At 72.3% G+C, this 25635-nt stretch carries 28 protein-coding genes; 19 read left to right on the top strand and 9 right to left on the bottom strand.

Features of this window, described 5'->3' with window-relative positions:
* Positions 1–3: 3 nt before the first annotated feature.
* Positions 4–639: a hypothetical protein gene (locus tag ACFWM7_RS14780; RefSeq protein WP_383260198.1), complete on the bottom strand. Its 636-nt coding sequence runs from the start codon at positions 637–639 to the stop codon at positions 4–6.
* Positions 636–1214 (bottom strand): hypothetical protein, encoded by a 579-nt coding sequence (locus ACFWM7_RS14785; RefSeq protein WP_383260200.1) that lies wholly within the window; start codon positions 1212–1214, stop codon positions 636–638. Before ACFWM7_RS14785 ends, ACFWM7_RS14780 begins: the two co-directional genes overlap by 4 nt.
* Positions 1215–1431: 217 nt before the next feature.
* On the opposite strand from ACFWM7_RS14785, the gene ACFWM7_RS14790 reads away from it, so the two are divergent.
* Together ACFWM7_RS14790 and ACFWM7_RS14795 are read left to right on the top strand one after the other, a co-directional pair.
* Complete coding sequence (locus tag ACFWM7_RS14790; RefSeq protein WP_383260202.1) at positions 1432–1836, top strand: DUF1992 domain-containing protein; 405 nt, start codon at positions 1432–1434, stop codon at positions 1834–1836.
* A 32-nt stretch (positions 1837–1868) separates the two neighbouring features.
* Complete coding sequence (locus ACFWM7_RS14795) at positions 1869–2387, top strand: GNAT family N-acetyltransferase (protein WP_383260204.1); 519 nt, start codon at positions 1869–1871, stop codon at positions 2385–2387.
* On the opposite strand, the gene ACFWM7_RS14800 is transcribed toward ACFWM7_RS14795, so the two are convergent.
* Complete coding sequence (locus ACFWM7_RS14800) at positions 2365–2745, bottom strand: VOC family protein (RefSeq protein ID WP_383260205.1); 381 nt, start codon at positions 2743–2745, stop codon at positions 2365–2367. The two genes, ACFWM7_RS14795 and ACFWM7_RS14800, sit on opposite strands and share 23 nt — an antisense overlap.
* A 209-nt stretch (positions 2746–2954) precedes the next feature.
* On the opposite strand from ACFWM7_RS14800, the gene ACFWM7_RS14805 reads away from it, so the two are divergent.
* Positions 2955–3521: a DUF6328 family protein gene (locus tag ACFWM7_RS14805; RefSeq protein ID WP_383260206.1), complete on the top strand. Its 567-nt coding sequence runs from the start codon at positions 2955–2957 to the stop codon at positions 3519–3521.
* A 6-nt stretch (positions 3522–3527) separates the two neighbouring features.
* Here ACFWM7_RS14805 and ACFWM7_RS14810 read toward each other — a convergent pair whose 3' ends face one another.
* The 3 genes from ACFWM7_RS14810 to ACFWM7_RS14820 form a co-directional block, all read right to left on the bottom strand.
* Positions 3528–4340: a VOC family protein gene (locus ACFWM7_RS14810; RefSeq protein ID WP_383260207.1), complete on the bottom strand. Its 813-nt coding sequence runs from the start codon at positions 4338–4340 to the stop codon at positions 3528–3530.
* 109 nt (positions 4341–4449) lie between these two features.
* Positions 4450–5367, bottom strand: coding sequence for a cation diffusion facilitator family transporter (locus ACFWM7_RS14815; protein WP_383260209.1), 918 nt, complete (start codon positions 5365–5367; stop codon positions 4450–4452).
* Between the two features lie 54 nt (positions 5368–5421).
* The gene (locus ACFWM7_RS14820; protein ID WP_383260211.1) at positions 5422–5763 is read right to left on the bottom strand and encodes a DUF6479 family protein; all 342 of its coding nucleotides are present in this window, start codon (positions 5761–5763) and stop codon (positions 5422–5424) included.
* Positions 5764–5917: 154 nt separating this feature from the next.
* Between ACFWM7_RS14820 and ACFWM7_RS14825 the strand changes: the two genes are divergently transcribed.
* The 8 genes from ACFWM7_RS14825 to ACFWM7_RS14860 all read left to right on the top strand — a co-directional run bounded on the left by ACFWM7_RS14825 (position 5918) and on the right by ACFWM7_RS14860 (position 15925).
* On the top strand, positions 5918–6307 hold the full coding sequence (locus ACFWM7_RS14825; protein WP_383260212.1) for a hypothetical protein: 390 nt from the start codon (positions 5918–5920) through the stop codon (positions 6305–6307).
* An 81-nt stretch (positions 6308–6388) separates the two neighbouring features.
* Positions 6389–6970, top strand: coding sequence for a 2Fe-2S iron-sulfur cluster-binding protein (locus tag ACFWM7_RS14830; protein ID WP_383260214.1), 582 nt, complete (start codon positions 6389–6391; stop codon positions 6968–6970).
* Positions 6967–7968 (top strand): FAD binding domain-containing protein, encoded by a 1002-nt coding sequence (locus ACFWM7_RS14835; RefSeq protein WP_383260216.1) that lies wholly within the window; start codon positions 6967–6969, stop codon positions 7966–7968. The genes ACFWM7_RS14830 and ACFWM7_RS14835 overlap by 4 nt, the downstream gene beginning before the upstream one ends.
* A gap of 172 nt (positions 7969–8140) precedes the next feature.
* A complete protein-coding gene (locus tag ACFWM7_RS14840; protein ID WP_383260218.1) occupies positions 8141–10240 on the top strand; it encodes a xanthine dehydrogenase family protein molybdopterin-binding subunit in 2100 nt (699 codons plus the stop codon).
* A 181-nt stretch (positions 10241–10421) separates the two neighbouring features.
* Positions 10422–10880, top strand: coding sequence for an ATP-binding protein (locus ACFWM7_RS14845; RefSeq protein ID WP_030809584.1), 459 nt, complete (start codon positions 10422–10424; stop codon positions 10878–10880).
* Between the two features lie 159 nt (positions 10881–11039).
* A complete protein-coding gene (locus ACFWM7_RS14850) occupies positions 11040–12452 on the top strand; it encodes an NADP-dependent succinic semialdehyde dehydrogenase (RefSeq protein ID WP_383260220.1) in 1413 nt (470 codons plus the stop codon).
* A gap of 47 nt (positions 12453–12499) precedes the next feature.
* Positions 12500–14878: a phosphoketolase gene (locus ACFWM7_RS14855; protein WP_383260222.1), complete on the top strand. Its 2379-nt coding sequence runs from the start codon at positions 12500–12502 to the stop codon at positions 14876–14878.
* A gap of 87 nt (positions 14879–14965) precedes the next feature.
* A complete protein-coding gene (locus tag ACFWM7_RS14860) occupies positions 14966–15925 on the top strand; it encodes a D-2-hydroxyacid dehydrogenase family protein (RefSeq protein WP_383260224.1) in 960 nt (319 codons plus the stop codon).
* A 26-nt stretch (positions 15926–15951) separates the two neighbouring features.
* Here ACFWM7_RS14860 and ACFWM7_RS14865 read toward each other — a convergent pair whose 3' ends face one another.
* Positions 15952–17067 carry a chemotaxis protein gene (locus ACFWM7_RS14865; RefSeq protein ID WP_383260226.1) on the bottom strand — a complete coding sequence of 372 codons (1116 nt, stop codon included), beginning with the start codon at positions 17065–17067 and terminating at the stop codon, positions 15952–15954.
* 118 nt (positions 17068–17185) lie between these two features.
* Between ACFWM7_RS14865 and ACFWM7_RS14870 the strand changes: the two genes are divergently transcribed.
* The 3 genes from ACFWM7_RS14870 to glsA all read left to right on the top strand — a co-directional run bounded on the left by ACFWM7_RS14870 (position 17186) and on the right by glsA (position 19664).
* Positions 17186–17680 carry a DUF1269 domain-containing protein gene (locus ACFWM7_RS14870; protein ID WP_383260228.1) on the top strand — a complete coding sequence of 165 codons (495 nt, stop codon included), beginning with the start codon at positions 17186–17188 and terminating at the stop codon, positions 17678–17680.
* A 67-nt stretch (positions 17681–17747) separates the two neighbouring features.
* Complete coding sequence (locus ACFWM7_RS14875) at positions 17748–18302, top strand: hypothetical protein (protein ID WP_383260230.1); 555 nt, start codon at positions 17748–17750, stop codon at positions 18300–18302.
* A 12-nt stretch (positions 18303–18314) separates the two neighbouring features.
* A complete protein-coding gene (gene glsA, locus ACFWM7_RS14880) occupies positions 18315–19664 on the top strand; it encodes a glutaminase A (protein WP_383260232.1) in 1350 nt (449 codons plus the stop codon).
* 42 nt (positions 19665–19706) lie between these two features.
* On the opposite strand, the gene ACFWM7_RS14885 is transcribed toward glsA, so the two are convergent.
* Positions 19707–20525, bottom strand: a complete 819-nt coding sequence (locus ACFWM7_RS14885) for an endonuclease I family protein (RefSeq protein WP_383260235.1) — start codon at positions 20523–20525, stop codon at positions 19707–19709.
* A 239-nt stretch (positions 20526–20764) separates the two neighbouring features.
* Entirely contained in the window at positions 20765–21316 is a 552-nt protein-coding gene (locus tag ACFWM7_RS14890) for a GH25 family lysozyme (RefSeq protein ID WP_383260237.1), read from the bottom strand.
* Positions 21317–21475: 159 nt separating this feature from the next.
* Between ACFWM7_RS14890 and ACFWM7_RS14895 the strand changes: the two genes are divergently transcribed.
* The 5 genes from ACFWM7_RS14895 (at position 21476) to ACFWM7_RS14915 (ending at position 25397) form a co-directional block, all read left to right on the top strand.
* Positions 21476–21688, top strand: coding sequence for a hypothetical protein (locus ACFWM7_RS14895; RefSeq protein ID WP_383260239.1), 213 nt, complete (start codon positions 21476–21478; stop codon positions 21686–21688).
* A 128-nt stretch (positions 21689–21816) separates the two neighbouring features.
* On the top strand, positions 21817–22971 hold the full coding sequence (locus ACFWM7_RS14900) for a methyltransferase (RefSeq protein WP_383260242.1): 1155 nt from the start codon (positions 21817–21819) through the stop codon (positions 22969–22971).
* A gap of 98 nt (positions 22972–23069) precedes the next feature.
* The gene (locus ACFWM7_RS14905; RefSeq protein ID WP_383260244.1) at positions 23070–24248 is read left to right on the top strand and encodes an acyl-CoA dehydrogenase family protein; all 1179 of its coding nucleotides are present in this window, start codon (positions 23070–23072) and stop codon (positions 24246–24248) included.
* Positions 24249–24360: 112 nt separating this feature from the next.
* The gene (locus tag ACFWM7_RS14910; RefSeq protein WP_383260246.1) at positions 24361–24513 is read left to right on the top strand and encodes a hypothetical protein; all 153 of its coding nucleotides are present in this window, start codon (positions 24361–24363) and stop codon (positions 24511–24513) included.
* Positions 24514–24719: 206 nt separating this feature from the next.
* Entirely contained in the window at positions 24720–25397 is a 678-nt protein-coding gene (locus ACFWM7_RS14915) for a helix-turn-helix domain-containing protein (RefSeq protein WP_383260248.1), read from the top strand.
* Positions 25398–25635 lie beyond the last annotated feature (238 nt).

A 25635-nucleotide genomic window follows, 5' to 3' on the forward strand; every position in this document is an offset into this window, starting at 1 on the left:
CGGTTACAGGCGTACGAGGCGCTCCGTCAGGTCGCGGTAGTGCTGGAGGGCGATCCGCAGGTCCTCGGTCTCCGCCCCGGAGGCCGGGCCGCTCCCGTCCTTCCCGGCCCGCAGCCGCCGCCCGCGTTCCGCCAGGGCGGCCCCGAGGTCCGCGACGACCTCCTCGAACGTGGCGTCGGCCTCCCGTACCGCCCGGTGCGGATCCTCCACGAACCCGGTCACCGCCTGCTGGATCCGGGCGGCGACGGCCTCCTGCTCCGCGGGCGCGAACAGCGGCTTCCCGAGGTGCGGGCCGGCCGGGCCTTCCGGGCTCTCCTCGGCCGGGCCCCGGGCAGTGGCCGGACCGCCTTCGGGGACCGTACGGCCGGATGCGGTGCGGGGGTCGGCGGCCGCGTCGGGGGCGGTGGGGCCGGCAACGGCCCCGGGGGCCTCCACGGGCTGCCCGACGGTGGTCGCCGGGGGTGCCGCGGGCGGCCCCACCGGCTCCGTCTCCTTGCCCTCCTTGCCCGTGACCGTCCTCGTGGCCGGGTCGGGCGTGCCGGGCCGCCTGAAGGGCGTACCCGTGTCGATGGGGCCGGCGCCCTCCGGAAGCCGGGTGCCGCCGGTCGGGTTCGTCCTGTCGTTCGGTGTCCGCGTCATGATGTACCGCGTCCCTTCACCAGATGCCGGTTGCCGTGCTCACGCCCCGACGTGCCGCCGGCGAGCAGGGCGTCGAAGAGCTTGCGTCCCTCGATGAGGGCCTCGCGCCTCTCCTCGGTGCTCGCGTCCCCGTGCCGCGCGGTGTGGACCCGGCGGTAGCCGTCGACGTGCGCGGCGTGGTGGACGGAGAGCGCGTCCGTACGGTCCTCGAAGTCCTCGCCGTCCGGGAAGCCCCGCTCGCGCGACAGGTCGGCCAGCAGCGTGTCGGCCTCGGTGAGCGCACGCTCCGGCGATTCGACGAACAGTTCCTGGGCGCTCGCCCAGCGGGCGGCGTAGCGCGCACGGGCCTCCTCGGTCAGCGGGCGTTCGTCGAGGTTCCCGTGCCGCTTCACCCGATCGCCGAGTTCCCGCTCGGCCGCCTCGGTGTCGCCGCCGTGCCGGGCGACCACCCGGTCGTACTCCGGTCCGAAACGGCTGCGCAGACCCCGGCCGCCGGCGAGACGTCCGCGAAGCAGGAAGAACGCCGCGATGGCCGCCACGGCGACCACGGCGATGATGATGATCGCTGTCGTCATGGCTGCCGCCCCCCATGTTCATCGGCCGGTCCGTAGCTCTGCTGTCGCACAGTGGTCAACCCCTCTCGGTCCGGGCCCGGCGTCAATCGCCGGGCGGCGCGCAGGATTCGTGTACCCCCGGATCCCCGTTCAAGGCAGCCGTCCGTGGCGGAAGGCGCTCCGCGACGCCTGTGTAGGGTGAAGGCGTCGGATCGGCGGCAGGTCGGAGGGACACGCGATGACGGAGCGCAAACCACCGGGGGTCAGCTTCGAGTCCTGGGTCGACCGGCAGATCCACGAGGCCCAACAGCGCGGCGACTTCTCCCGGCTCCCCGGCTTCGGCAAACCGATCGCCGGCCTGGAACGCCCGTACGACGAGGCCTGGTGGATCAAACAGAAGATGCTGTGGGAGGGCGTGTCGATGCTGCCGCCCGCGCTGGCCCTGCGCAAAGAGGCGGAGGACGTCCCCGGCGCGGTGGCAGCGGCCCGCACCGAGGCCGAGGTGCGGCGCATCCTGACCGAGGTGAACGCGAAGATCGACCGGGCGATCCGGATGCCTCCCGAGGGCCCGCCGCTGCAGCTGAAGCCCTTCGACATCGAGGGCACCGTGCGCCGCTGGCGGGAGGAGCGCCGCCCGGCCTGAAGCCCGCCGCCACGGTGCCCCATACTCGCCGTATGGGACCGGAATGGGCAGGACGACGACGCGGGCGCGCCCCACGGCGTGCCGACGTGACCGTCCGCCGGGCCGAGGCGGGCGACGCCGCCCGGCTGACCCGGCTGGTCCGCACCTCACGCGCCTACGAGGGCCCCTACGCCCCGATGGTCGAGGGCTATCGGATCGGACCGGACTACATCGAGGCGCAGCGGGTCTTCGTCGCCGCGGACGCCGTCACGCGCCAGGTGCTCGGCTTCTACGCACTGCTTCTCGACCCGCCCGAACTGGACCTGATGTTCGTCGCCGACTCCGCCCAGGGGCTCGGCATCGGCCGGCTGCTCGCCGCCCACCTGCGCGAGGAGGCCCGGAGCGCCGGGCTCTCCGGCGTCCGGATCGTCTCGCACCCGCCCGCCGAGGGCTTCTACCGCAGCATCGGCGCCGAACCCGTCGGCACGGTCCGGGCCGACCCGCCGGCGGTGATGTGGGACCGCCCCGAACTCCTGCTCCCGGTGCTGGTCAGCCGCCGTACGGACGAGTGATCAGCTCCAGCCAATGACCGCCGGGATCGGGGAAGTACACGCCCCGCCCGCCGTCATTGCGGTTGATCTCGCCGGGGTGCTTCCGATGGGGATCGGCGTAGAACTCGATTCCCAGCGCCTGGATCTTCGCGAACGCGGAGTCGAACTCCGCCTCCGAAATGAGGAAGGCGTAGTGCTGCGGGGTGATCGAATCGGCGGGAATCGTCGCGAAATCCAGCGTGACGCTGTTCGCGAGAACGACCGGAATGAACGGACCCCACTCCTCGCCGACCGTCAGATCCAGCAGATCCGCGAAGAATTCGGCGGACTCGCGGTTGTCCTTGCAATGGACGATGGTGTGGTTCAACTCGACTGACACGGTGGAATGCCTCCAACGGGCATCTCACGGGCTACCTCCACGCCTCACCCGGCCGGTGACCGACGCGCGATGCCCTGCGGTGATCCTAGACGCGCCGCACAGCCAGGTCGAACGCGTTCGGAATGGCCTCGCGCCGCCGGGGCACCTGTAGTCCCGGATCGAACGGGTGTGCCAGGGCTCCCGGTCGTGTCGAGATGAGGAGAGCACCGATGTCGGAGACCCACGGCAGAGGCCGCGAGGAGACCCAGGAGGAGCGGGCGGACCGTCAGTGGGCCGAACTCCTCCAGGAACTGCGCGTCGCGCAGACCGGGGTGCAGATCCTTTTCGGCTTCCTGCTCGCGGTGGTCTTCCAGTCACGGTTCGAGGACCTGGGCGACATCGACCGGTACATCTACGTGGTGACCGTGATGCTGGGTTCGGCTACCGCCGCGACGCTCATCGGCCCCGTCTCGTACCACCGGCTCCTCACCGGCCGCCGGATGAAGCCCGAGACGGTGCTCTGGGCCTCGCGGATGACCGTCCTCGGCCTGGTACTCCTCTTCTGCACCATGTGCTCGGCGCTGCTGCTCATCCTGCGCGTGGCCCTGCACAACCAGATGGCTCTCTGGCTGGTCGGCGGCATGGCCCTGTGGTTCCTGGCCTGCTGGTTCGTCTTCCCGGTGTGGGCCATCGCCAGGGGCCGCTCCGGCCCGCGCGAGAGCGACACGCCCGACCGGGGGAGCGACACATCCGACGAGGGGAGCGGCTCGCCCGACCGGGGGAGCGACGCCGCCTAGGAACCGTCAGGCCGGGCTGCGCACATCGGTCACCGCGAACAGCGCGCCGTCCGGGTCGCGCAGCGTGACCTCGGTGCCTTCGAAGCCGGGGCGATCCTCCACGAGGGCGCCGCCGTGCCGCTCGGCCGCGGCGACCGTCTCCGCGAGGTCCGCCACCGGGAACTGGACCTGCCAGTGCGGGCGCACCAGCGGGTCGACCGCGGCCTCCACGGCCCCGGAGCTGATCCGGGCCAGCGGATGCCCCTCGCACCGCACGATGACCTCCTCGCCCTCGTACGCGACATCGCAGCCCCCCGGCCGCCCGCTCGCCCAGTCGAGTACCTCGCCGTAGAAGATCGCCGCGTCGAAGGCGTTCCGGGTCCGCAGCCGCAGCCAGGAGTGCGCGTGGTCGGCGGGGGCCGGCGGCGACGTGGAGGGTTCGGTGCGCTCCCACAGGCCGAAGGCCGCCCCGTCCCGGTCCGAGGCCAGCACCCCGCGCCCCTTGCCGAGCGTCAGCGGGCCCACCGCGACGGTCCCGCTGCGCTCACGGATCCGGGCGGCGGCCACGTTCGCGTCCTCGACCGAGAAGTACGGCGTCCAGGCCACCGCGACCTGGAACGCCGAGGAGACGGCGAAGAGGCCGGCCACCGGGACCTGGCCGCGGTAGGCGACCGAGAAGTCGGACCCGAGCCGCCCGGGGCGGAACGACCAGCCCAGCACCTGGGAGTAGAACCTTTCGGCGGTCTCCCGGTGCCGTGTCATGAGGGTGACCCAGCACGGTGCGGCCGGCCCGGTCAGGGGCGCTGCCGAGGAGGCCGTACGGGGATCGCTTCCGGTCATGGTCCACTGCCTTCGTCGGGGAGCGGCGTCCTGCCCGGCCGCTGCGGTCCAGCAACCAGCCTTGACCGGGCCGCCCGGTCCCGCAACGCGGGCCGCACGCCGGCCCCGGTCACAGCCCGGCGCGCGGCGGGGCGTTCGTGATGTCGAGGAAGACCTGGTCGGCCTGCGGCCACCGATCGGCCATCGCCTCCCTGATGCGCATGGAGACCTCCTCGACCCGCTCGCTGTCGATGCCGGGGGCGAGGTCGATCCGGGCGGCCACCAGGACCGAGTCCATGCCGAGGCGCATCGTGAGGAGCTCGGCGACGTTGTCGATCTCGCTCTGGCGCATCAGGAAGCCCACCAGATCGCGGCGCAGCTCCGGATCGACGGCCTCACCGATCAGCTGGTCGCGGGCGTCCCGGCCGAGCCGGAAGGCCACGTAGACGAGCAGCAGCCCGATCCCCAGCGAGGCCGCCGCCTCCCACACCACACTCCCGGTGGCCAGGCGCAGGGACATGCCCGCCATCGCCAGGGTCACGCCGAGGACCGCGGTGCTGTCCTCCGCGATGACGGTGCGCAGCGCCGGGTCCAGGGCGCCGCGCTTCTCGCCGCGCGCCTGGTGCAGGGCCCGGGTGAGGGAGGTGGCCTCGGCGACGAAGGCGACGCCGAGGACGATCAGACCGGCCGTGTAGCCCTCGGGGGACTCGTCGTGATCGTCCCGGCGGAGGGCGGAGAGCCCCTGGTAGAACGAGAAACACCCGCCCATGACGAAGATCCCGACCGCGGCGATCAGCGCCCAGAAGAAGCGCTCCTTGCCGTACCCGAACGGATGACGGGCGTCGGCGGGACGGCGGCTGCGCCGCAGCGCCGCGAGAAGGAAGACCTCGTTGAGGCTGTCGGCGACGGAGTGGGCTGCCTCCGACAGCAGGGCGGGGGAGCCGGAGGCCAGTCCGCCCACGGTCTTGGCCGCGGCGATCACGAGATTGGCCGCGAGCGCGACCAGGACCGTGAGACGGGTACGTCGGTCGGCTGCCGAGCCGGCCATCACAACCTCCTGAGCAGAGGGGGCCGGCGTGCCGCCCCCCGTGGGGCGGGCGGGTCAGCGGCGAGGCTGTTCCTCGTCGGGCGGCAGCGGGCCGTTACCGTGGTCCTTGAGCTCGTACGGCGACAGGGCCTGGCCGTCCTCGGGGAAGCGGTCGGAGGAGTGCGGGTCGGTCTGCTCGATGTGGGTGCGCCGCTCCGGCTTCTCCGGCTGCTCATGGGGCTGGGGCGGCGGCGGCTCGGCGTCGTGCTTGCGCTTGCTGAGGAGGAAGCCGCCGATCAGCAGGGCCACGACGGCCAGTGCCACGACGCCCATGAAAATCCCCAGAGCCCCCGTGCCGTCCGCGAGCGGGATCTCGGCCGGCGCATCGGCCTCATTGACTGCCTTCAGAACATCCATGTCATCGGCATACCCCGAGAGAAGGGCATCAGTCAGCTATTCACAGCAATTCATGTTTTATGGGTATCTCAGGGGAAACCGGTTTCACCACCGCGGGTCAGGCCTCCACTCCTGCCCGCGCTTCCAAAGTTCAGGCATCCGGGAAGGAACCACGGTGAACAGCACTCCCGAGCAGAGCGGCGAGGATCACCCGGCGGGCCGGGAGGTGGTGGTCTCGCTCAGCCGGTGCGACACCGAGGACGCGCGGACCGTGTTCGACGTGCTCGCCACCGCCTTCGCCTCCGACCACCCGATGGGCGAGACCCCCGAGCAGACCTCCGGGCCCCGCCCGACCGTCTGGGTCACCACCGTCGACGTGTCCGAACCGAGGGCCGACGCCACTCCCGCCCGCCTCACCGCACCGGTCACGGTGGACGCCCAGGGCGGCTACTGGGCCGTCGACCGGCTGCGCACCCATCTCACCGGGGCCTTCGCTGTGAGCGTCGTCGGCACGGCCGCCGGGGACCAGGAGCAGGAGGTCCGGCTGCGGCTCCAGAGCCGCTGACGGCCCGCACGAGGACAGGGCCGTGAACCGACCGGCACCCGACCGGGGCGACCGCCCCACGGCGAAGCGAAAGGCGCGCGCATGGATTCCCTCGCTCTCGGAGCGGACCCCGAACCGGAACCGGTCGTCGACGAACACTCCACCGTGACCCTGTTCGTCAACGGCGAGGAGACGACGCTGACCGTCGACCACCGCGCCACGGTCCTGGAGACCCTCCGGGAGAGTTTCGGTCTCACCGGTGCTAAGAAGGGCTGCGACCACGGCCAGTGCGGGGCCTGCACGGTCCTCGTCGACGGGCGGCGGATCAACAGCTGCCTGCTGCTCGCCGTCACCCAGGACGGCGCCACGATCACCACGGTGGAAGGGCTCGCCGACGGCGAGAGCCTGCACCCGGTGCAGCGGGCGTTCGTCGAGCGGGACGCCCTCCAGTGCGGCTTCTGCACCCCGGGCCAGATCTGCTCGGCCGTGGGCATGCTCCGCGAGGCCGCCGACGGCCACCCCTCGCACGTCACCGAGCCGGACACCGCCGCCGGCCGACCCGACGCCGCGACCGGAGCGGTCGCGCTGGACGCCGACGAGATCAGGGAACGGATGAGCGGCAACCTGTGCCGGTGCGGGGCCTACCCCCGGATCGTCGAAGCCATCGAGGACGTGATCGAGTGAAACCGTTCGGCTATGCGCGCCCCGCCTCCACCGACGAGGCCGTCCGGCTCTGCGCGGCCGGCCCCGGCGCCCGCTTCCTGGGCGGCGGTACCAATCTGGTGGACCTGATGAAGCTCGGCGTGGAGACCCCCCGGGTCCTCATCGACGTCACCGGGCTGCCCCTGGACCGGGTGACCCGGACGGCCGAAGGCGGCCTGAGCATCGGCGCCACCGTGCGCAACAGCGACCTCGCCGCCCACCCCGACGTGACGCAGGACTACCCGGTGCTCTCCCAGGCGCTGCTGGCCGGGGCCTCCGGCCAGCTCCGCAACTCCGCCACCACCGGCGGCAACCTGCTTCAGCGCACCCGGTGCCGCTACTTCCAGGACGTCTCCAAGCCCTGCAACAAGCGATTCCCCGGCTCCGGCTGCCCCGCGCTCGAAGGGACCAACCGGGACCTCGCGATCCTCGGGCACTCGCCGGAGTGCGTGGCCACCAACCCGTCCGACATGGCCGTGGCCCTCGCCGCGCTGGACGCGACCGTGCTCCTCATGGGCCCCGAGGGCGAACGGGCCGTCCCCCTCACCGAGTTCCACCGCCTGCCGGGGGAGAACCCCGACCAGGACACCGTGATCCGGCCCGGCGAGCTGATCACCGAGGTGGTGCTCCCGCCGCCGGCGCCCGGAGTGGCCTCCCACTACCGCAAGGCCCGCGACCGGGCCAGTTTCGCGTTCGCGCTGGTCTCCGTCGCCGCCACGCTCCGGGTGGAGGCCGGGCGCGTGGAGCACGCCACGCTCGCGTTCGGCGGCGTCGCCCACCGGCCGTGGCGGGCCCGCCGGGCCGAGACCGAACTGCGGGGCGCCCCGGCCACCCCTGCCGCCTTCCAGCACGCCCTGATCGCCGAACTGGCCGAGGCGCGGCCGCTGCGCGACAACGCGTTCAAGGTGGACCTCGCCCGCCGGCTCGCCCTCGACGTACTCGGCGAACTCACCACCCGCCGGCCGGCTCGGGCCGGCTGAACCCGCCGGGATCGGCCGCCCTCACCGGGCCGACCGCCCTCACCGAGCCCGGCCGGCCCGCCGACCGCCGCCCCGCCGAGCACCGGACCGCCGAGCACCGGCCGCCGACCCCCGGCCCCACCTCCGGGCGCTCCTCCCGCGTCCGCCCCACCGACCTCCGAGGACCCCCGCCATGACCACGCAAGCCCCGCAGTTCCCCGGTGCGCCCGTCGTCCGCAGAGAGGCCCGGGACAAGGTCACCGGCACCGCCCGCTACGCGGCCGACCGCACGCCCGCCGGCTGCCTGTACGCCTGGACCGTCCCGGCCACCATCGCGGCCGGACACGTCACCGCCGTACGGGCCGTCGACGCCCTCGCCGTACCCGGCGTCCACTCCGTCCTCACCCACGACAACGCGCCCCGGCTCCAGGAGCCCGACGACCCGATCCTCGCCGTGCTCCAGGACGACCGCGTCCCGCACCACGGCTGGCCGATCGCCCTTGTGATCGCGGATTCCCTGGAGGCCGCCCGGACCGGGGCCGGGGAACTCCACGTCGAGTACGAACGCGGCGCGCACGACGTGACCCTCACCGAGGACCACCCCGGCCTCTACACGCCCGAGGAGGCCAACGGCGGGTTCCCCGCCGTACGCAACCGCGGCGACGTGGAACGGGCCCTGGCCGCCTCGCGCGTCCAGGTCGACGCGACGTACCTCATGGGCGCGTTGCACAACCACCCCATGGAGCCGCACGCCGCCACCGCCGTGTGGGAGGACGGCCACCTCACCGTCCACGACTCCAGCCAGGGCTCCACCAAGGTCCGCGAGAGCCTGGCCCAGGCGCTCGGCCTCGACGCGGACCGGATCACCGTGGTCTCCGAACACGTCGGCGGCGGCTTCGGCTCGAAGGGCACCACCCGCCCCCAGGGGGTCCTGGCCGCCATGGCCGCCCGGCACACCGGCCGCCCGGTGAAGCTCGCCTTCCCCCGTGCCCAGCTGGCGGAGGTCGTCGGTCACCGGGCCCCCACGATCCAGCGGGTCCGGCTCGGCGCGGACCTCGACGGCGTGCTCGCCGCCGTCAGCCACGAGGTCGTCACCCAGACCTCCACCGTGAAGGAGTTCGTCGAGCAGGCCGCCGTGCCCGCCCGCGTCATGTACGCCTCGCCGAACAGCCGCACCGGGCACCGGGTGGTCGCCCTCGACGTCCCCAGCCCCTCCTGGATGCGCGCCCCGGGGGAGGCCTCGGGGATGTACGCCCTGGAGTCCGCCATGGACGAACTCGCCTCCGCGCTCGGCCTGGACCCCGTGGAGCTGCGGCTGCGCAACGAACCCGAGACCGAACCCGACAGCGACCGCCCCTTCAGCAGCCGCGGCCTCGCCGCCTGCCTGCGCGACGGCGCGGCACGGTTCGGCTGGCACGACCGCGACCCCCGCCCCGCCGCACGCCAGGAGGGCCGCTGGCTCATCGGTACGGGCGTGGCCTCCGCGACGTACCCCGTCCTCGTCTCCCCGTCCACCGCGAGCGCCCACGCCGCCCCGGACGGCTCCCTGACCATCCGGGTCAACGCCACCGACATCGGCACCGGCGCACGCACCGTGCTGGCCCAGATCGCCGCCGACGCCCTCGGCGTCGACCCCGAGGCCGTACACGTCGACATCGGCTCCACCGAGCTGCCCACCGCCCCGCTGGCCGGAGGCTCCTCCGGCACCGCCTCCTGGGGCTGGGCCGTGCACAAGGCCGCCGCCGACCTCGCCGCCCGCCTCGCCGAGCACTCCGGCCCGCTCCCCGCCGACGGGATCACCGCCACCGCCGACACCGAGCAGGAGACCGGCGAGGAGTCCCCGTACGCCCGGCACGCCTTCGGCGCCCACTTCGCCGAGACGGCCGTCGACGCCGTCACCGGCGAGGTGCGCGTACGACGGCTTCTCGGGGTGTACGCCGCCGGGCGGATCCTCAACGCGCGCACCGCCCGCTCCCAGTTCACCGGCGGCATGGTGATGGGCATCGGCATGGCCCTCACCGAGGGCTGCGACATCGACCCGGCCTTCGGCGACTTCACCGCCAAGGACCTCGCCGCCTACCACGTGCCCGTCTGCGCCGACACGGCCGACATCCAGGCCCACTGGATCGAGGAGGACGACCGCCACCTCAACCCCATGGGCAGCAAGGGCATCGGAGAGATCGGGATCGTCGGCACCGCCGCCGCCATCGGCAACGCGGTCCGCCACGCCACCGGCGCCCGGCTGCGCGAACTGCCCCTCACCCCGGACGCCCTGCTGCCCTACCTGCTGTGACGGGCACCGCCTCCCACCAGCACGGACGGCCCAGCTGTTGCGCGACCGGCGTACCGGCCTCACCCTGAGGAGTGACCCAGAAGTGATCAGTGCTCACGCTTCGTGTTCGGGGGTTGTTCGTACGACGGGGTGAAGTACGACGGGGTGAAGCACGTGGGCCTCGTGGTGAGGAGCCTCGACGATGACCGTTCCACTCGACCGGCACTACTCGGTCGAACTGCAGGTGTCGGCAGAGCGCGTTTCCCAGCTGCGGCGGATCGTCGCCGCACACCTTCGTCACTGGAGTCTCGACCTGCACGTCCGGCCGGTGTGCCGGGCCCTGGACGAACTCCTGACCAACGTCCACCGGCATGTCGGCGGCGGCAACACCTGCGTCCTCGAACTCCGCTGGACCGGACGGCACGTGACCGTGTCCGTCGCGGACAACAGCGCCCGGATGCCCCGCCTGCTGCCGGTCGGCGGCGGGCTGAGCCGGGTCATGGCCCTGAGCGACAGCTGGGGCACCTGCCGGACCACGGACGGCAAAGTGGTCTGGTTCACCCGCTACGCCGAGGCGCCGCAGCTCGCGGAACTGCTCCCGTACGCTCCGCTGCCCGGCGTCCGCACCGCCCGCCGCACCCCCCTCGCGGCACTCGTGTAACCGCCCGGAAGGGCGGCCCGTGAACCCGGTCGACGCGGAACGTGCCCTCCGGCACGCATGATCCGCGTCGGCCGGGTACGTGCGGGGAAGGGGAGGCCGCGTTGCGGGGACCGGTGCGGCGCGGCACGGTCGGACTACCGATGCAAGGAGGCCACTGCCATGCCCATCGCCACGGTCAACCCCGCGAACGGCGAACTGATCAGGTCATTCGACGCCCTCGAAGAGGAGGAGACCGAACGCCGGATCACCGCCGCCGCGGAGACCTTCCGCCAGTACCGCACCACGTCCTTCGAACAGCGGGCGGCCTGGCTGAACCGGGCCGCCGACCTCCTCGACGAGGACCGCGACACCATCGCCCGCACGATGACCGTCGAGATGGGCAAGCCCATCACCGCGGCCCGTGCGGAGGCGGCCAAGTGCGCGAAGGCGATGCGCTGGTACGCCGACCGGGCCGAGGGGCTGCTCGCCGACGAGCATCCGGACCCCGCCGACGTGAAGGACTCCGGCGCCTCCCGCGCCCTGGTCCGCTACCGGCCGCTCGGCGTGGTCCTCGCCGTGATGCCGTGGAACTTCCCGCTGTGGCAGGTGGTGCGCTTCGCCGCCCCCGCGCTGATGGCGGGCAACGTCGGTCTCCTCAAGCACGCGTCGAACGTCCCGCAGACCGCCCTCTACCTGGAGGACCTCTTCCACCGGGCGGGCTTCCCGGCGGGCTGCTTCCGTACGCTGCTGATCGGCTCGGGCGCCGTGGAGGCGGTCCTGCGCGACCCGCGCGTCGTCGCCGCCACGCTCACCGGCAGCGAACCGGCCGGCCGCGCCGTCGCCGCCACCGCGGGGGACGAGGTCAAGAAGACCGTCCTGGAACTCGGCGGCAGCGACCCCTACCTCGTCCTGCCCTCGGCGGACGTGGAGAAGGCCGCCGCCACCGCCGTCACCGCGCGTATCCAGAACAACGGCCAGTCGTGCATCGCCGCCAAGCGGTTCATCGTCCACGCCGACGTGTACGACGCCTTTGCCGAACGCTTCACCGCGGGCATGCGGGCCCTGACCGTCGGCGACCCGCTGGAGGACGCCACCGACATCGGCCCCCTCTCCACCGAACAGGGCCGCACCGACCTGGAGGAACTCGTCGACGACGCCGTCGAGCGCGGGGCCGAGGCGCTGTGCGGCGGACGCCGTCCCGACAAGCTCGGCGGCGGCCTGGAGAACGGCTGGTTCTACGAGCCCACCGTGCTCGCCGGCATCACCACCGCCATGCGCATCCACCGCGAGGAGACCTTCGGCCCGGTCGCCACCCTCTACCGCGTCGCCGACCTCGACGAAGCGATCCACCTGGCCAACGACACGCCCTTCGGCCTCAGCTCCAACGCCTGGACCCGCGACCCGGGCGAACAGGAGCGCTGCGCCCGCGACCTGGAGGCCGGCGGCGTCTTCTTCAACGGGATGACGGCCTCGCACCCCGCCCTGCCCTTCGGCGGCATCAAGCGCTCCGGTTACGGCCGTGAGCTGGCCGGACACGGCATCCGCGAGTTCTGCAACGCCACCACGCTCTGGTACGGACCCGAGGCCTCCTGACACCGCCCACCGCCCGTGCGCCGTCACCCGACGAGGAGACCTGCTCCGTGAGCGACCCCCGTACCCCCTCCGCCCTCACCGACGACGAACTCGCCGCGCTCGACGCGCACTGGCGCGCGGCCAACTACCTCGCCGTCGGCCAGATCTACCTGATGGCCAACCCCCTGCTGACCCGGCCCCTCGCCCCCGAGGACATCAAGCCCCGGCTGCTCGGCCACTGGGGCACCTCGCCGGGGCTCAACCTCGTCCACACCCACCTCAACCGCGTCATCAAGGCCCGCGACCTGAGCGCCCTGTGCGTCTGGGGGCCCGGGCACGGCGGGCCCGCCGTCCTCGCCAACTCCTGGCTGGAGGGCAGCTACTCCGCCACCTATCCCGGCATCGGCCGGGACGCCGAGGGCATGGGCGCGCTCTTCAAGCAGTTCTCGTTCCCCGGCGGCGTGCCCAGCCACGTCGCCCCCGAGACCCCCGGCTCCATCCACGAGGGCGGCGAACTCGGCTACGCCCTCGCCCACGCCTACGGGGCCGCCTTCGACCACCCGGGGCTGCTCGTGGCCTGCGTGGTCGGCGACGGCGAGGCCGAGACGGGGCCGCTCGCCGCGTCCTGGCACGCCGACAAGTTCCTCGACCCGGTCCACGACGGGGCCGTCCTGCCCATCCTCCACCTCAACGGCTACAAGATCGCCAACCCGACGGTCCTCGCCCGCATCCCCGAGGAGGAGCTGGACCAACTGCTGCGCGGCTACGGGCACGACCCCCTGTTCGTCACCGGCGACGACCCGGCCGCCGTCCACCGGGCCCTGGCCGCCGCCATGGACACCGCCCTGGACCGCATCGGCGCGTACCAGCGGGCGGCCCGCGAGGACGGCGTGACCGAGCGCCCCTGCTGGCCCATGATCGTGCTGCGCACCCCCAAGGGCTGGACCGGGCCCGAAGAGGTCGACGGCCTCCCCGTCGAGAACACCTGGCGCTCCCACCAGGTCCCGCTCTCCGGCGTCCGCGACAACCCGGAGCATCTGCGGCAACTGGAAGCCTGGCTGCGCTCCTACCGGCCCGCCGAACTCTTCGACACCGAGGGCCGCCCCACAGAACAGGTCCTCGCCTGTGTGCCCGAGGGGGACGCCCGCCTCGGCTCCACCCCGTACGCCAACGGCGGGCTGCTCCTGCGCGACCTGCCGCTGCCCGACCTCGCCGACCACGCCGTACGGGTCGACAAGCCCGGCACCGCGCTCCACGAGCCGACCAAGGTGCTCGGCGGCCTCCTGGAAAGCGTCATGGCCGCCACCGCGGACCGCAGGGACTTCCGGGTCGTCGGCCCCGACGAGACCGCCTCCAACCGGCTGGACGCCCTCTACCGGGCCACCGGCAAGGCCTGGCAGGCAGGCGTCCTGACCACCGACGAACACCTCGCCCACGACGGCCGGGTGATGGAGGTGCTCTCCGAACACCTCTGCCAGGGCTGGCTGGAGGGCTACCTCCTCACCGGACGGCACGGGCTCTTCTCCAGTTACGAGGCGTTCGCCCACATCGTCGACTCGATGGTCAACCAGCACATCAAATGGCTGCGTACCTCACGCCGGCTGCCCTGGCGGCGGCCCATCGCCTCGCTCAACTACCTGCTGACCTCGCACGTCTGGCGCCAGGACCACAACGGCTTCTCGCACCAGGACCCCGGCTTCGTCGACCACATCCTCAACAAGAGCCCCGAGGTCGTCCGCGTCTACCTCCCGCCGGACGCCAACACCCTGCTGTCCGTGGCCGACCACGCGCTGCGCAGCCGGGACTACGTCAACGTGATCGTCGCCGGGAAGCAGCCCACCCTCGACTGGCTCACCCTGGAGGAGGCCCGCGCCCACTGCGCCCGCGGGGCCGGAGCCTGGGAGTGGGCCGGGACCGAGGACGGCAGCCGGGAACCGGACGTGGTCCTCGCCTGCGCCGGGGACGTGCCCACCCAGGAGACCCTGGCCGCGGCCGACCTGATCCGCCGCCACCTGCCGGAGCTGGCCGTACGCGTGGTCAACGTCGTCGACATCGCCCGGCTGATGCCCGACACGGAACACCCGCACGGCATGCCGGACTCCGAGTACGACGCCCTGTTCACCCGCGACAAGCCGGTGATCTTCGCCTACCACGGCTATCCGTGGCTGATCCACCGGCTCGCCTACCGCCGCGACGGCCACCCCCACCTCCATGTGCGCGGCTACAAGGAGGAAGGCACCACGACCACGCCGTTCGACATGGTCGTCCGCAACGACCTCGACCGCTACCGGCTGGTCATGGACGTCATCGACCGGGTGCCCGGCCTCGGCGTCCGCGCCGTCGCCGTACGCCAGGAGATGGCGGACGTCCGCAGCCGCCACCACGACTGGATCCGCGAGCACGGCACGGACCTGCCGGAGGTCGTCGACTGGACGTGGGGTGGCTGACGGCGGCGTTCGCCAGGGCCCGTACGGGCCGATGGAGGCGATGCGCGATCATGGGCGGCGACCCTGCCAGGTTGGAGAGAGGCTGCCATGAAGCTGCGCTGCGCCGTGATCGAGGACTTCCAGTCCGTGGCCACCACCGTCGTCGACTGGTCGGCCGTCACCGAGGACGTCGAGGTGGTGTCGTTCACCGAGCACCTCGCCAGCGACGACGAAGCGGCCGCCGCTCTGGACGCCTTCGACATCGTGGTGACCCTGCGCGAGCGGGTGCCGTTCCCGGCGGAGTTGTTCGCCCGGCTGCCCCGGCTGCGGCTGCTCGTCGCCTCCGGCATGCGTAACTCCGCCATCGACTTCGACGCCGCGCGGCGGCACGACGTCGTCGTCTGCGGCACCGCCAGCTCCTCCACCCCGCCCGTCGAACTCACCTGGGCCCTGCTGCTGGGCCTGGCGCGCGGCATCGTCCCCGAGTCCCAGGCCCTGCGCACGGGCGGGCCCTGGCAGTCCACTCTCGGGGCCGACCTGCACGGCCGGACGCTCGGTCTGCTGGGGCTCGGGAAGATCGGCGGCCGGGTGGCGCAGGTGGGCCTGGCCTTCGGCATGGACGTGGTGGCCTGGAGCCAGAACCTGACGAAGGAACGTACCGACGAGGTCGGTGTGACCCTGGCCGCCTCCAAGGAAGAACTGCTGACCGACAGCGACTTCGTCTCCGTCCACCTGGCGCTCGGCGAACGGACCCGGGGGCTGATCGGCGCGGCCGAACTCGCCCGGATGCGCTCGACCGCGTACCTGATCAACACCTCCAGGGCGGCCGTCGTCGACACGGACGCGCTCCTCGCCGCCCTGCGCGCGCGCACCATCGCCGGGGCGGCGACCGATGTGTTCGACATCGAGCCGCTGCCCGCCGACGACCCGGTGCGCACGGCCCCGCGTCTGCTGGCCACCCCGCACCTGGGCTATGTGTCGCGCGCCAACTACGAGACGTACTACGGCCAGGCCGTGGAGAACATCAGGGCGTTCCTCGACGGGCAGCCCGTCCGCCGCCTGGGCTGACGGGCAGGCCCCGTGGGCGGTTTTGGTCAGTAGCGCAGGGCCGCCGCGATCCGGCCGTGCTCCGCCAGCGAGTCGTCCTCGACGAAGACCACATCGGCGCCGCTGTCCAGCGCCGATTCGACGAGTTCGTCGACGATGTCCTCGCGGACCGTGCCGTCCGCGCTCTGCGTGGTCCCCTCGGGCACCGGCTCCAGGTGCTCGGCGGTCACCTGCACGGCCGCCTGGAAGTGTTCCTCCACCGCGACCAGCCCCGCCCGGCCCTCCCGGACGGCCGCCCACACCTCGTCGAGGCCGCCGGCGAAGGAGTGCGCGCTGCGGGCGTTGTCGAGCCGGGTCTCCACCTCCGCCACCGCCTGGCGCGCGCCCTCCTCCAGGGCGGGCCGCAGTTCCCTGAGGACCTCGGCGGGCGGCAGGTCGGCCGGCGCACCCTTGGTGACCCGGCCGGTCGCGGACCGGGAGCTCTCGCCGACCTCGTCCAGCAGGGCGAGAGCGGGGGCCAGGCCCAGCAGGTACAGCGGACGCGGATCGTCGGCGAGCACCGTGCGCAGCTTCTCGTCGGCGTCGCGGAAGAAGTTGCGGGTCTCCTCGTCGGAGAAGGTGCTCGGGGTGTCCCCGATGCGCTCCTCGCGCTGCGGGTTCGGCGGCTCCTTCGGCGCGGTCAGCGGGAAGCCGCCGGTCTTCTCCGGCCGGATGCCGTCGCCGGTCCCGATCCACAGCGTGGCGTGGTCGGCGGCGATGGTCAGCGCCCGGAACGGCCGCGTCTGGGCCTTGGCCGCGACGAGGTTGCGGGTGAGGAAGGTGTCGCTGAGCACCACCCGTTCGGGTGCGGTGCGCGGAAGTTGCCAGATCCAGTAGGCGTCGGTGGTGACCAGGAGCACCAGGGAGTCCAGCGCCCCGCGCGGGTCCACCTCTTCCGCCGCCCGCTCCACCTGGGCCCGGAGAGCGGCCGCCACCTCGCGGCTGACCTGCGGGTCGGCGTCGAGGCGGTGTCCGGCCTCGGCCACCAGGTTCCGCAGCCGGACCGGGTCCTGGGCGTTGTCCGGAGCCTTGCGGTGGGTCGGCATGGTCAGGGACAGGGCCGGATAGGGCCGGGTCGCCCGCAGCTCCCGCAACAGGTCGGCGGTCAGGGCGTCCGTATCCATCGTTCCCTCCCGGGACTCGAACCCGCTCCCGTATGAAGCGGATACTTCGACGAGTCAATTCATACCTTTTGATCCTAATATGGGCGAGTTGTTGCTCTGGAGTGCGGGAGGGTGCGCGATGTCCACGCTCACGGTGTGGAAGTTCAGGACGGCCGAGGGCGCGGAGAGCGTCGAGGAGGCGCTGAAATCCCTTCAGAAGGAAGGGCTGATCAAGATACTCGACGCTGCCGTGGTCAGCTGGCCCGCCGACCGGGCCAAGCCGCGCACGAAACAGCTCCTCAACCTCGTCGGCGTCGGGGCCCTCAGTGGCACCTTCTGGGGCATGCTCTTCGGGCTGATCTTCCTCATGCCGCTGCTGGGCGCGGCCATCGGGGCAGCCGCCGGAGCGGTCGGCGGGAAGCTCGCGGACGTCGGCATCGACGACGACTTCATCGCCGAGGTCAAGGAGAAGGTGACGCCCGGAACCTCCGCGCTGTTCCTGCTGACCATGAACGAGGTGCCCGAGCGGATCGGCGCTCAGCTGCCCGGCGACGGCGCCGAACTCCTCCACAGCAACCTCGACACCGAGCGCGAGGCGAAACTCCGCGACATCTTCGGCGACGACACGGCGTGACCCACGCGCCTCCCCCTTGTCCCCCCTTCCTCACCCGGATCCCCCTCTTGGATTGGACGGACCGTCCGTGAAAGCGAACCTCCCCGCGCGCCGGGCCCGCGCCGCGCGCGCCCTCGCCCCCGCCGCGATCGCGGCCCTGCTGCTCGCCGGCACGACGGCCTGCGACTCCGACACCAGCAGCGAGGGCACTGACCGGGGCGTCCACACGCTCACGCCCGAGCCGGCCGAATCGCCGTCCGAGTCCGCGAGCCCGCGCACCCAGGAGAGCTTCGCCGCCTCGGTCTCCGCCGAGTCCGAACGCGTACGGCAGGAGGCGGCGAAGCGGCTGGACGAGGTGGAGGGCCGGGGCAACGCCGTCGCCGACGTCTCGGTCAACGGGCTGCCGCTCACCGCGTCCGAGGAGGTCCGCAGCGCGCTCGTCCGGGTCACCAACCCCACCGACGAGGCCGCGTTCTTCGCCGTGAAGGTGGAGTTCGTCGACGCCGAGGACAAGGTCCTGGACACCGTCGTCGTCGGCGTCGAGGACGCGCCGCCGGACCGCACGGTCGACGTCCAGGCCAACAGCCGCAAGGCCGCCGGGGTGAAGACCTTCCCCCGGGTCGCGCAGGCCGAGCGCGGCTGAGGGGGCGGGGCCATGAGCGCCGCCGACGCGGTGACCGACTCGCTGGAGAACCTGCGCGCCCGGTTCGTCGACGTACGGGAGGGGAAGCCGGCCGACTACATCCCCCAGCTGGCCCTCGCCGACCCGGACGTCTTCGGTCTCGCGCTGGTCAGCATGGACGGGCACCGCTACAGCGCGGGCGAGGCCGAGGCCCCCTTCACCCTCCAGTCCGTCTCCAAACCGTTCATCTACGCCCTCGCGCTGTCCCTTCTCGGTCTCGACGAGGTGAGCCGGTGGGTGGGCGCCGAGCCGAGCGGCGAGGCGTTCAACGCCATCAGCCTCGAACCCGACACCGGCCGCCCCGCCAACGCCATGGTCAACGCCGGTGCGATCGTCACCACCGCCCTGATCCCCGACGCCCCCGGCGAGAGCGCCTTCGACCGGATCCTGCGCTGCCTCGGCCGGTTCGCCGGGCGTGAACTGGACGTCGACGAAGAGGTGTTCAGCTCCGAGTCCGTGACCGGGGACCGCAACCGGGCGCTGGCGTATCTGATCCGCTCCACCGGCACCATGCCCGTCGACCCGGTCCTGGCGGTCGACCGCTACTTCCGCCAGTGCGCGATCCGGGTCACCGCCCTGGACCTCGCCACGATGGCCGCGACGCTCGCCTACGGCGGCGTGAACCCGGTCACCCGCGAGAGCGTCGTCTCCGCCGAGGTCGCCGCCCGGGTCCTCGCCGTCATGGCGACCTGCGGCATGTACGACGGCTCCGGCGAATGGCTGCTGCGCGTCGGGCTGCCCGCCAAGAGCGGGGTGTCCGGCGGACTCATCGCGGTGGGTCCGGCCCGTTTCGGGGTCGCCACGTACAGCCCGCCGCTCGACGCCACCGGCGGTTCGGTACGCGGCCACGCAGCGCTGGAGACGATGTCGCAGCGCTACGGGCTCCACCTCATGCTCAACCCCGCGCTCCCGGGCTCCACCGTCACCCTCGTCACGACGGCGGACGACCTGCCGTCGGCGCCCTCGGCCGAGCACGAACGGGTCCTGCACGAGCAGGTCGGCGTCGTCGTCGCCCAGGGGTCCATCGACTTCACGGCCGCCGAACGCGTGCTGTACGCCCTGGACGAGTCGGGGCCGGACGGCGGCTCGGTCGTCCTCGACCTGCACGACGTCACGTCCGTCGACTCCGTGGGCCTGGCCATGCTGCACACCGGCCTCGCGCGTCTCGTCTCCGACGGGCGGCGCGCGGCGGTCGTCGACCCCCGCGATCTGCTGGGGCCGTCCGACCTCCTGCGGGAGAGGACGGGCCAGGACCTGCCGCGCTACACCACCCGCGAGGGCGCCGTCGAAGGCTGCGCGAAGGCCCTGGCCAAAGAGGGCTGAGCCGGGACCGCCGAGGGGCCCGGACCGCCGGGCGGGTCGGGGCTACCAGATGGACCCGACCCACTCGGGGTGGTCGATGAACGGGTTCCGGTTGTGCTGGAACTGCTCGAATATGACGTCGTTGCGGCGCTTCTCGAAGGTGTCCGGCGGGTCCTCCTGGCTCCACTGCTTCAGGACGGACAGCTTGCCCATCTTCGGCGCGGATCCGTTGTCCACCTGGTCGTTGGGTTCGAGGTCGGCGAAGGAGTCGGTGCCCTCGTACCGCACGGCCATGTAGAGGATCATGCGGGCGACGTCGCCCTTGACCTCGTCGCGCGGCTCGAAGGAGTCGCCGTCGGTGAAGTTGCCCGGTGCGTCGCCCAGTTCGCTCCCGCCGTTGTCGAAGTCCTTGTTGCCCCGCGTGGAGTTGACCTGGACGTCCTCGGGCCGCAGGTGGTGGACGTCGGTGCCCGGACCCGTCGACGTACCGAAGTCGCCGTGCGACTTGGCCCAGACGTGCTCCCGGTTCCACTGGCCCGAGTTGCCGCCGTTGTCGTTCTTGGACTGGGAGCGCCCGGTGTACAGCAGGACGACGTTGGAGGAGTCGGCGGGATCTTCGTCGGTCGCCTTGAGGGCGTCCCACACCTGGTCGTAGGAGAGTTTGGTCTGTTCGCTGATGATCGTGTGCAGGGCGGCTTTCAGCTCGGCGCCGGTCTTGCCGAGCGCGTCCTGGTAGTACGTGTCGTCGAGGGCGGCGGCGCTGGCGGTGTACCGGCCGGGCGAGGAGTCGGCGGGGGCCGCGGCCGCGGTGCCGGCGAGCACGGTGACGGCGGCCACCGCGGCCAGCAGCGGACGCGCGTAGAACGAGTGACGACGGGACATGTGGGGTGTCCTCTCCGAAACGCGGGCGTCGCGCGAGGTCCTGGGTGGGGATGCTCGCGCGGCGGCCGTGCGGTAGGTGGTCAGCGGGAGCCTTCCACACGCACCGTGCCCCACGTGTGAACACTCTGTACCTATCATGTGCAGGTCAAGAATGGGGCTGTCGGAATCGTCGCGGACGGCCGTCCGCCCCCCGGCGGTCCACAGTCTCCGGGGGGCGGACAGGGCGTCGGGCCCGGGTGCTATCCGGCCGCCCAGTCGCGCAGGGCCCCGACCGAGGCGAAGTCGGCCACGTTCTTGTCGAGCGGATCGTCGGTGTACTGGTGGATGCGCCAGTCCGCCTCGATACGGGGCTTGCCCGCGGAGACGTAGTCGGCGATCCACAGCCCGTCGCCCGCGTAGCCGGTGGTGTCGTGGTTGAGCCAGAAAGAGCGGTTGCAGTACAGCAGGACCCGGTGATCGGGCCGCTCCTCCTTCACCGCGCGGATGAACCGGTCCTTGTCCGCGTTGCTCGCCCGCGTCCCGCCACCGGTCTGCTCCCAGTCGACCGCGAGCAGATCACCCGCCTTCTCGGGGGTCTTGCTCAGGAAGTACGCCACCTGGTCCGCCACGTCCCCCGGCCAGAGGAAGTGGTAGAACCCGACGACGCACTCGGCGTCCCTGGCCCGCTTCACCTGCGCGTCCAGGCGCGGATTGACATAGGTGCGGCCTTCGGTGGACTTGATGAGGACGAAGTCGAGACCGTCCGTGTCGTAGGAGGGCTGGTAGGCGCTGACGTCGACACCGTGGAGCATGGGCACCGCCTCGGAGAATGGGGCTACGGACTTCCCTCTCCTGCCCACTCCCCGGGCCCGCCAAGGGCTGATTCACCCTCCCGGGTAGCGGGCCGCGCGCTCATCGGATGCGGCCGGGTCCGCGGGGGGTGAGAATTGCCGCAAGGACGAGGAGGCGGCATGAGCGAAGAGTCCGAATCCGTATCCGAGGCCGTGTCCGGCCCGGGGGGCGTCACCCCCGACCGGCTCCTGCACACGGGCGCGAGCGACCGCCCGAGCGCGGAGGACCTGGTGCTCGCCTCCGGGCGGGACGTGACGCCGGAGACCCTGGAATGGGCCCGGCGCAAGCTGGCCGCCGAGGGGCGGTCGGCCATCGACAGACAACTGCCCTGACCGCCCCGCGGGGTCGGCGGGAGCACCCGGCGGGCGGGTACGCGAAGCCGTACGCCGAGGTGAACGCGGCCGAGGGGCCGGGAGCCGTGTGGGGCGCCCCCGGTCCCCTCGGCTAGCCTGAGTGACATATGAACCGTTTGACGACCTCACAGGGCGCTTTCGAGCTCGCCCGCTTCCCCGAGCACCCGCGCGACCCCTTCCGGGCGTGGGACGCCGCCGACGAATACCTGCTCCGGCAGCTGACGGACCCCGAGACGGGCCCGGTCGACCTCTCGGGGACGGTCGCCGTCGTGGGGGACCGGTGGGGAGCGCTCGCCACCGCGCTGGCCGCACACCGGCCCGTCCAGATCAGCGACTCCTACCTGGCCCGGCGCGCCACCCTCGCCAACCTTGCCCGCAACGGCATCGACCAGGACGCGGTACGGCTGCTGTCCTCCCGCGACACCCCGCCGGACCGGATCGACGTCCTGATCGTCCGGGTGCCCAAATCCCTGGCGTTCCTGGAGGACCAGCTCCACCGGCTCGCCCCCGCCGTCCACGCCGGCACCGTGGTCATCGGCACCGGGATGGTCAAGGAGATCCACACCTCCACGCTCAAGCTCTTCGAGCGGATCATCGGCCCGACCCGCACGTCCCTCGCGGTGCGCAAGGCGCGGCTCATCTTCTCCACCCCGGACCCCGCGCTGCCGCGTACGCCGAGCCCGTGGCCGTACCGCTACGAGCTGCCCGCCGACGTGGGCCCCGTCTCGGGTCTGACCACCGTCAACCACGCGGGGATCTTCTGCGCCGAGCGCCTCGACATCGGCACCCGCTTCTTCCTGAAGCACCTGCCCACCCGCGGCGGCACGGTCCGGGTCGTCGACCTGGGCTGCGGCAACGGCGTCCTCGGACTCTCCGCCGCCCGCGCCAACCCCGAGGCGCACGTCACGTTCGTCGACGAGTCCTACGGGGCGGTCGCCTCCGCCGAGGAGACCTTCCGGGCCGGAGCTCCGGACGGCGCGAAGGCCGACTTCCTGGTCGGCGACGGGCTCGGCGACCTCGAACCGGGCAGCGTCGACCTGGTGCTCAACAACCCGCCGTTCCACTCCCACATGGCGACCACCGACGCCACCGCCCGCACGATGTTCGCCGGCGCGCGCACCGCGCTGCGGCAGGGCGGCGAGCTCTGGGTGGTGGGCAACCGGCACCTCTCGTACCACACCCACCTGCGCCGGATCTTCGGGAACTGCACCACGGTCGCGGGTGACCCGAAGTTCGTGGTCCTGCGCGCCGTCAAGCGCTGAGACCCGGGGAGTACCAGGCCCTTCCAGATTCTTGCAACAGGTTCTACTGTGTGCGCCGCCGCACACGGACGACGCCGAAGCGAGACTCTGGAGGGGCCGTGCACCTCGAATACACGCCTGAGCAGCAGCGGTTGCGTACCGAACTGCGTACCTACTTCGCGGCCCTGGTGCCCGACAACGCCTACGCCCGCTACGCGGAGCCCGCCGCCCAGAGGCGCTTCTACCGCGAGACGGTCCGCAGGCTCGGCGCCGACGGCTGGCTGGGGGTCGGCTGGCCGAAGGAGTACGGCGGCCGGGGGCTGACCCCGATGGAACAGTTCATCTTCTTCGACGAGGCCGCCCAGGCCGGCGTACCGCTGCCGCTGATGGCCCTGAACACCGTCGGGCCCACGATCATGCAGTTCGGCACCGATGAGCAGAAGGCCCACTTCCTGCCCGGAATCCTGGCCGGGGAGATCGACTTCGCGATCGGCTACAGCGAACCGGACGCGGGCACCGACCTCGCCGCCCTCAAGACCCGCGCGGTCCGCGAGGGCGACACGTACGTCGTCGACGGCCAGAAGATCTGGACCACCCACGGCGACACGGCCGACTGGGTCTGGCTCGCCGTGCGCACCGACCCCGACGCCCCGCCCCACAAGGGCATCACCATGCTCCTGGTCCCCACGGGCGACCCGGGCTACTCCTGCACCCTGATCAACACCCTCGCCTCGCACGACACCACCGCCAGCTACTACGAGAACATCCGCGTCCCTGTCTCCCGCCGCGTCGGCGAGGAGAACAAGGGCTGGAGGCTCATCACCAACCAGCTCAACCACGAACGCGTCACCCTCGCCGCCCACGGCACGATGGCGGTCCGCGCCCTGCACAACGTCCAGCGCTGGTCCGCCGACACCAAGCTCGCCGACGGCCGCCGGGTCATCGACCTCGGCTGGGTCCGCGCCCTGCTCGCCCGCACCCACACCCGGCTCGACGCGATGAAACTCCTCAACTGGCAGATGGTCGCAGCCCTCCAGGACGGCATCCTCACCCCTCAGGACGCCTCCGCCGTCAAGGTCTACGGCTCCGAGGCCCGCCGGGACGCCTACGCCTGGCTGATGGAGATCGTCGGCTCCGCGGGCGCGCTGAAGGAGGGCTCGGCCGGCGCGGTGCTCCACGGCGAACTGGAACGTGGCTACCGCTCGGCCGTGATCTTCACCTTCGGCGGCGGCAACAACGAGATCCAGCGGGAGATCATCTCGTGGATCGGGCTGGGGATGCCGCGCGTGCGGCGGTGAGCGGACTTCCGGTCCAAAGGTCCCGGGCTGCGCCGGCCCGGCGATGTTGTCATCACGCACGTGCGGACGCGTATTTGTGGGGTAGGCGGAAGGCATACCCCAAGGAGGAATCATGCCCGGACTGATCGCCCGCCTCACGCGGTTCACCCGCAGCCCCCAAGGCCGTCGAACCATCGAGTCGGCCCGACGCGCCGCAGCCGACCCGCGCAAGCGCGCCCAGGCCCGCAGCCTCCTCGGCCGGCTGCGTGGACGCCGGTCGATGTAGAGGTACGCCGCACTCTCGAACGATCAGTCAGGGCCGGGACTCCGCCGCCGGGCAGCCGCCGGCCTCGATGCGACGCTCGCGGCACTGCGCGGGCGCTGAACCGCGAGCAGGACGACGCACCGGCGGACTTCCCCCGCTGCGGCCGCTCCCGGTCCTGGTTAGCGTGAGCCGTGGGGGACGTACGTCGATCAGTGAGGAGCCCCGCGATGCCCTCAGCACCGCATCCGGCCACCGGCGACCTGGGCCGGCGCATCCTGGCACGCCGTCTGCAACTCGGTCTGTCCCGGCAGGACGTAGCTCTGCGGGCAGGCGCCGCACCCGGCTACATCGAGTACGTGGAGGAGCGGTCCGCCACGGTGGGCGTCGGCTTCCTGCTCCGGCTGGCCGACGCGCTGGAGACCACCGTTCAGGAGCTGTCGGGAGGCGCCGTCGACCTGCCGCGGGGCGCGGGCCGGGGCGCCCGACGAGCCCGGATGGTCGAACTCGACGAGGCCATGTGCTGGACGCTGCTGGGCGACCACGGTGTGGGGCGGGTGGCCCTGGCCCAAGGCGACGGGCCGGTCGTCCTGCCGGTGAACTACCAGGTGAGCGACGGCGAGGTGTTGTTCAGCACGGCGAAGGACTCCCCGTTGGCCACCGCCGCCGACACGGAGATCGCTTGCGAGGCCGACCACATCGACGATGCCTTCAGCAAGGGCTGGAGCGTGCTGCTCGTGGGAACCGTACGCGCCGTGACCGACGAGGAGGCCGCACGGCGGCTGAGGGAGGCGGCGTACTCGACCCCGTGGGCGGGGGCGGAGCGTGACCACGTCATGGTCCTCGCGCCCCGCCGGATCACCGGGCGGAAGATCGTCGTTCCCGACGCACCGGGCGACACCGACTGATCCGGGGCCCCGGGCCGAGACGACGGGGGACGACGGCCACCGGCGCCGCTCCCAGGAGGAGCCATGACCAGCACCGCCCCCGGCCCCGCCGGACTCGGAGCCGTCACCGTCGGTGTGGACGCCCCGGCCCCGGCGCGGGCGACCGCCACGAGCGGCCTCAGCCCCGGCAACCGTTTGTGACCAGGGGCCGTAGTCCATGTACGCTGTTGCCTCATCCACGGGTGCGTAGCTCAGGGGT

Source organism: Streptomyces sp. NPDC058375, assembly GCF_042723425.1.
Taxonomy (GTDB): domain Bacteria; phylum Actinomycetota; class Actinomycetes; order Streptomycetales; family Streptomycetaceae; genus Streptomyces; species Streptomyces durocortorensis.

Bases quoted from the DNA above. Each gene is read 5' to 3' on its own strand.
- ACFWM7_RS14780 (WP_383260198.1), bottom strand. From the start codon at position 639: ATGACGCGGACACCGAACGACAGGACGAACCCGACCGGCGGCACCCGG.
- ACFWM7_RS14785 (WP_383260200.1), bottom strand. From the start codon at position 1,214: ATGACGACAGCGATCATCATCATCGCCGTGGTCGCCGTGGCGGCCATC.
- ACFWM7_RS14790 (WP_383260202.1), top strand. From the start codon at position 1,432: ATGACGGAGCGCAAACCACCGGGGGTCAGCTTCGAGTCCTGGGTCGAC.
- ACFWM7_RS14795 (WP_383260204.1), top strand. From the start codon at position 1,869: ATGGGACCGGAATGGGCAGGACGACGACGCGGGCGCGCCCCACGGCGT.
- ACFWM7_RS14805 (WP_383260206.1), top strand. From the start codon at position 2,955: ATGTCGGAGACCCACGGCAGAGGCCGCGAGGAGACCCAGGAGGAGCGG.
- ACFWM7_RS14810 (WP_383260207.1), bottom strand. From the start codon at position 4,340: ATGACCGGAAGCGATCCCCGTACGGCCTCCTCGGCAGCGCCCCTGACC.
- ACFWM7_RS14815 (WP_383260209.1), bottom strand. From the start codon at position 5,367: ATGGCCGGCTCGGCAGCCGACCGACGTACCCGTCTCACGGTCCTGGTC.
- ACFWM7_RS14820 (WP_383260211.1), bottom strand. From the start codon at position 5,763: ATGGATGTTCTGAAGGCAGTCAATGAGGCCGATGCGCCGGCCGAGATC.
- ACFWM7_RS14830 (WP_383260214.1), top strand. From the start codon at position 6,389: ATGGATTCCCTCGCTCTCGGAGCGGACCCCGAACCGGAACCGGTCGTC.
- ACFWM7_RS14840 (WP_383260218.1), top strand. From the start codon at position 8,141: ATGACCACGCAAGCCCCGCAGTTCCCCGGTGCGCCCGTCGTCCGCAGA.
- ACFWM7_RS14845 (WP_030809584.1), top strand. From the start codon at position 10,422: ATGACCGTTCCACTCGACCGGCACTACTCGGTCGAACTGCAGGTGTCG.
- ACFWM7_RS14850 (WP_383260220.1), top strand. From the start codon at position 11,040: ATGCCCATCGCCACGGTCAACCCCGCGAACGGCGAACTGATCAGGTCA.
- ACFWM7_RS14860 (WP_383260224.1), top strand. From the start codon at position 14,966: ATGAAGCTGCGCTGCGCCGTGATCGAGGACTTCCAGTCCGTGGCCACC.
- ACFWM7_RS14865 (WP_383260226.1), bottom strand. From the start codon at position 17,067: ATGGATACGGACGCCCTGACCGCCGACCTGTTGCGGGAGCTGCGGGCG.
- ACFWM7_RS14870 (WP_383260228.1), top strand. From the start codon at position 17,186: ATGTCCACGCTCACGGTGTGGAAGTTCAGGACGGCCGAGGGCGCGGAG.
- glsA (WP_383260232.1), top strand. From the start codon at position 18,315: ATGAGCGCCGCCGACGCGGTGACCGACTCGCTGGAGAACCTGCGCGCC.
- ACFWM7_RS14885 (WP_383260235.1), bottom strand. From the start codon at position 20,525: ATGTCCCGTCGTCACTCGTTCTACGCGCGTCCGCTGCTGGCCGCGGTG.
- ACFWM7_RS14890 (WP_383260237.1), bottom strand. From the start codon at position 21,316: ATGCTCCACGGTGTCGACGTCAGCGCCTACCAGCCCTCCTACGACACG.
- ACFWM7_RS14895 (WP_383260239.1), top strand. From the start codon at position 21,476: ATGAGCGAAGAGTCCGAATCCGTATCCGAGGCCGTGTCCGGCCCGGGG.
- ACFWM7_RS14900 (WP_383260242.1), top strand. From the start codon at position 21,817: ATGAACCGTTTGACGACCTCACAGGGCGCTTTCGAGCTCGCCCGCTTC.
- ACFWM7_RS14910 (WP_383260246.1), top strand. From the start codon at position 24,361: ATGCCCGGACTGATCGCCCGCCTCACGCGGTTCACCCGCAGCCCCCAA.
- ACFWM7_RS14915 (WP_383260248.1), top strand. From the start codon at position 24,720: ATGCCCTCAGCACCGCATCCGGCCACCGGCGACCTGGGCCGGCGCATC.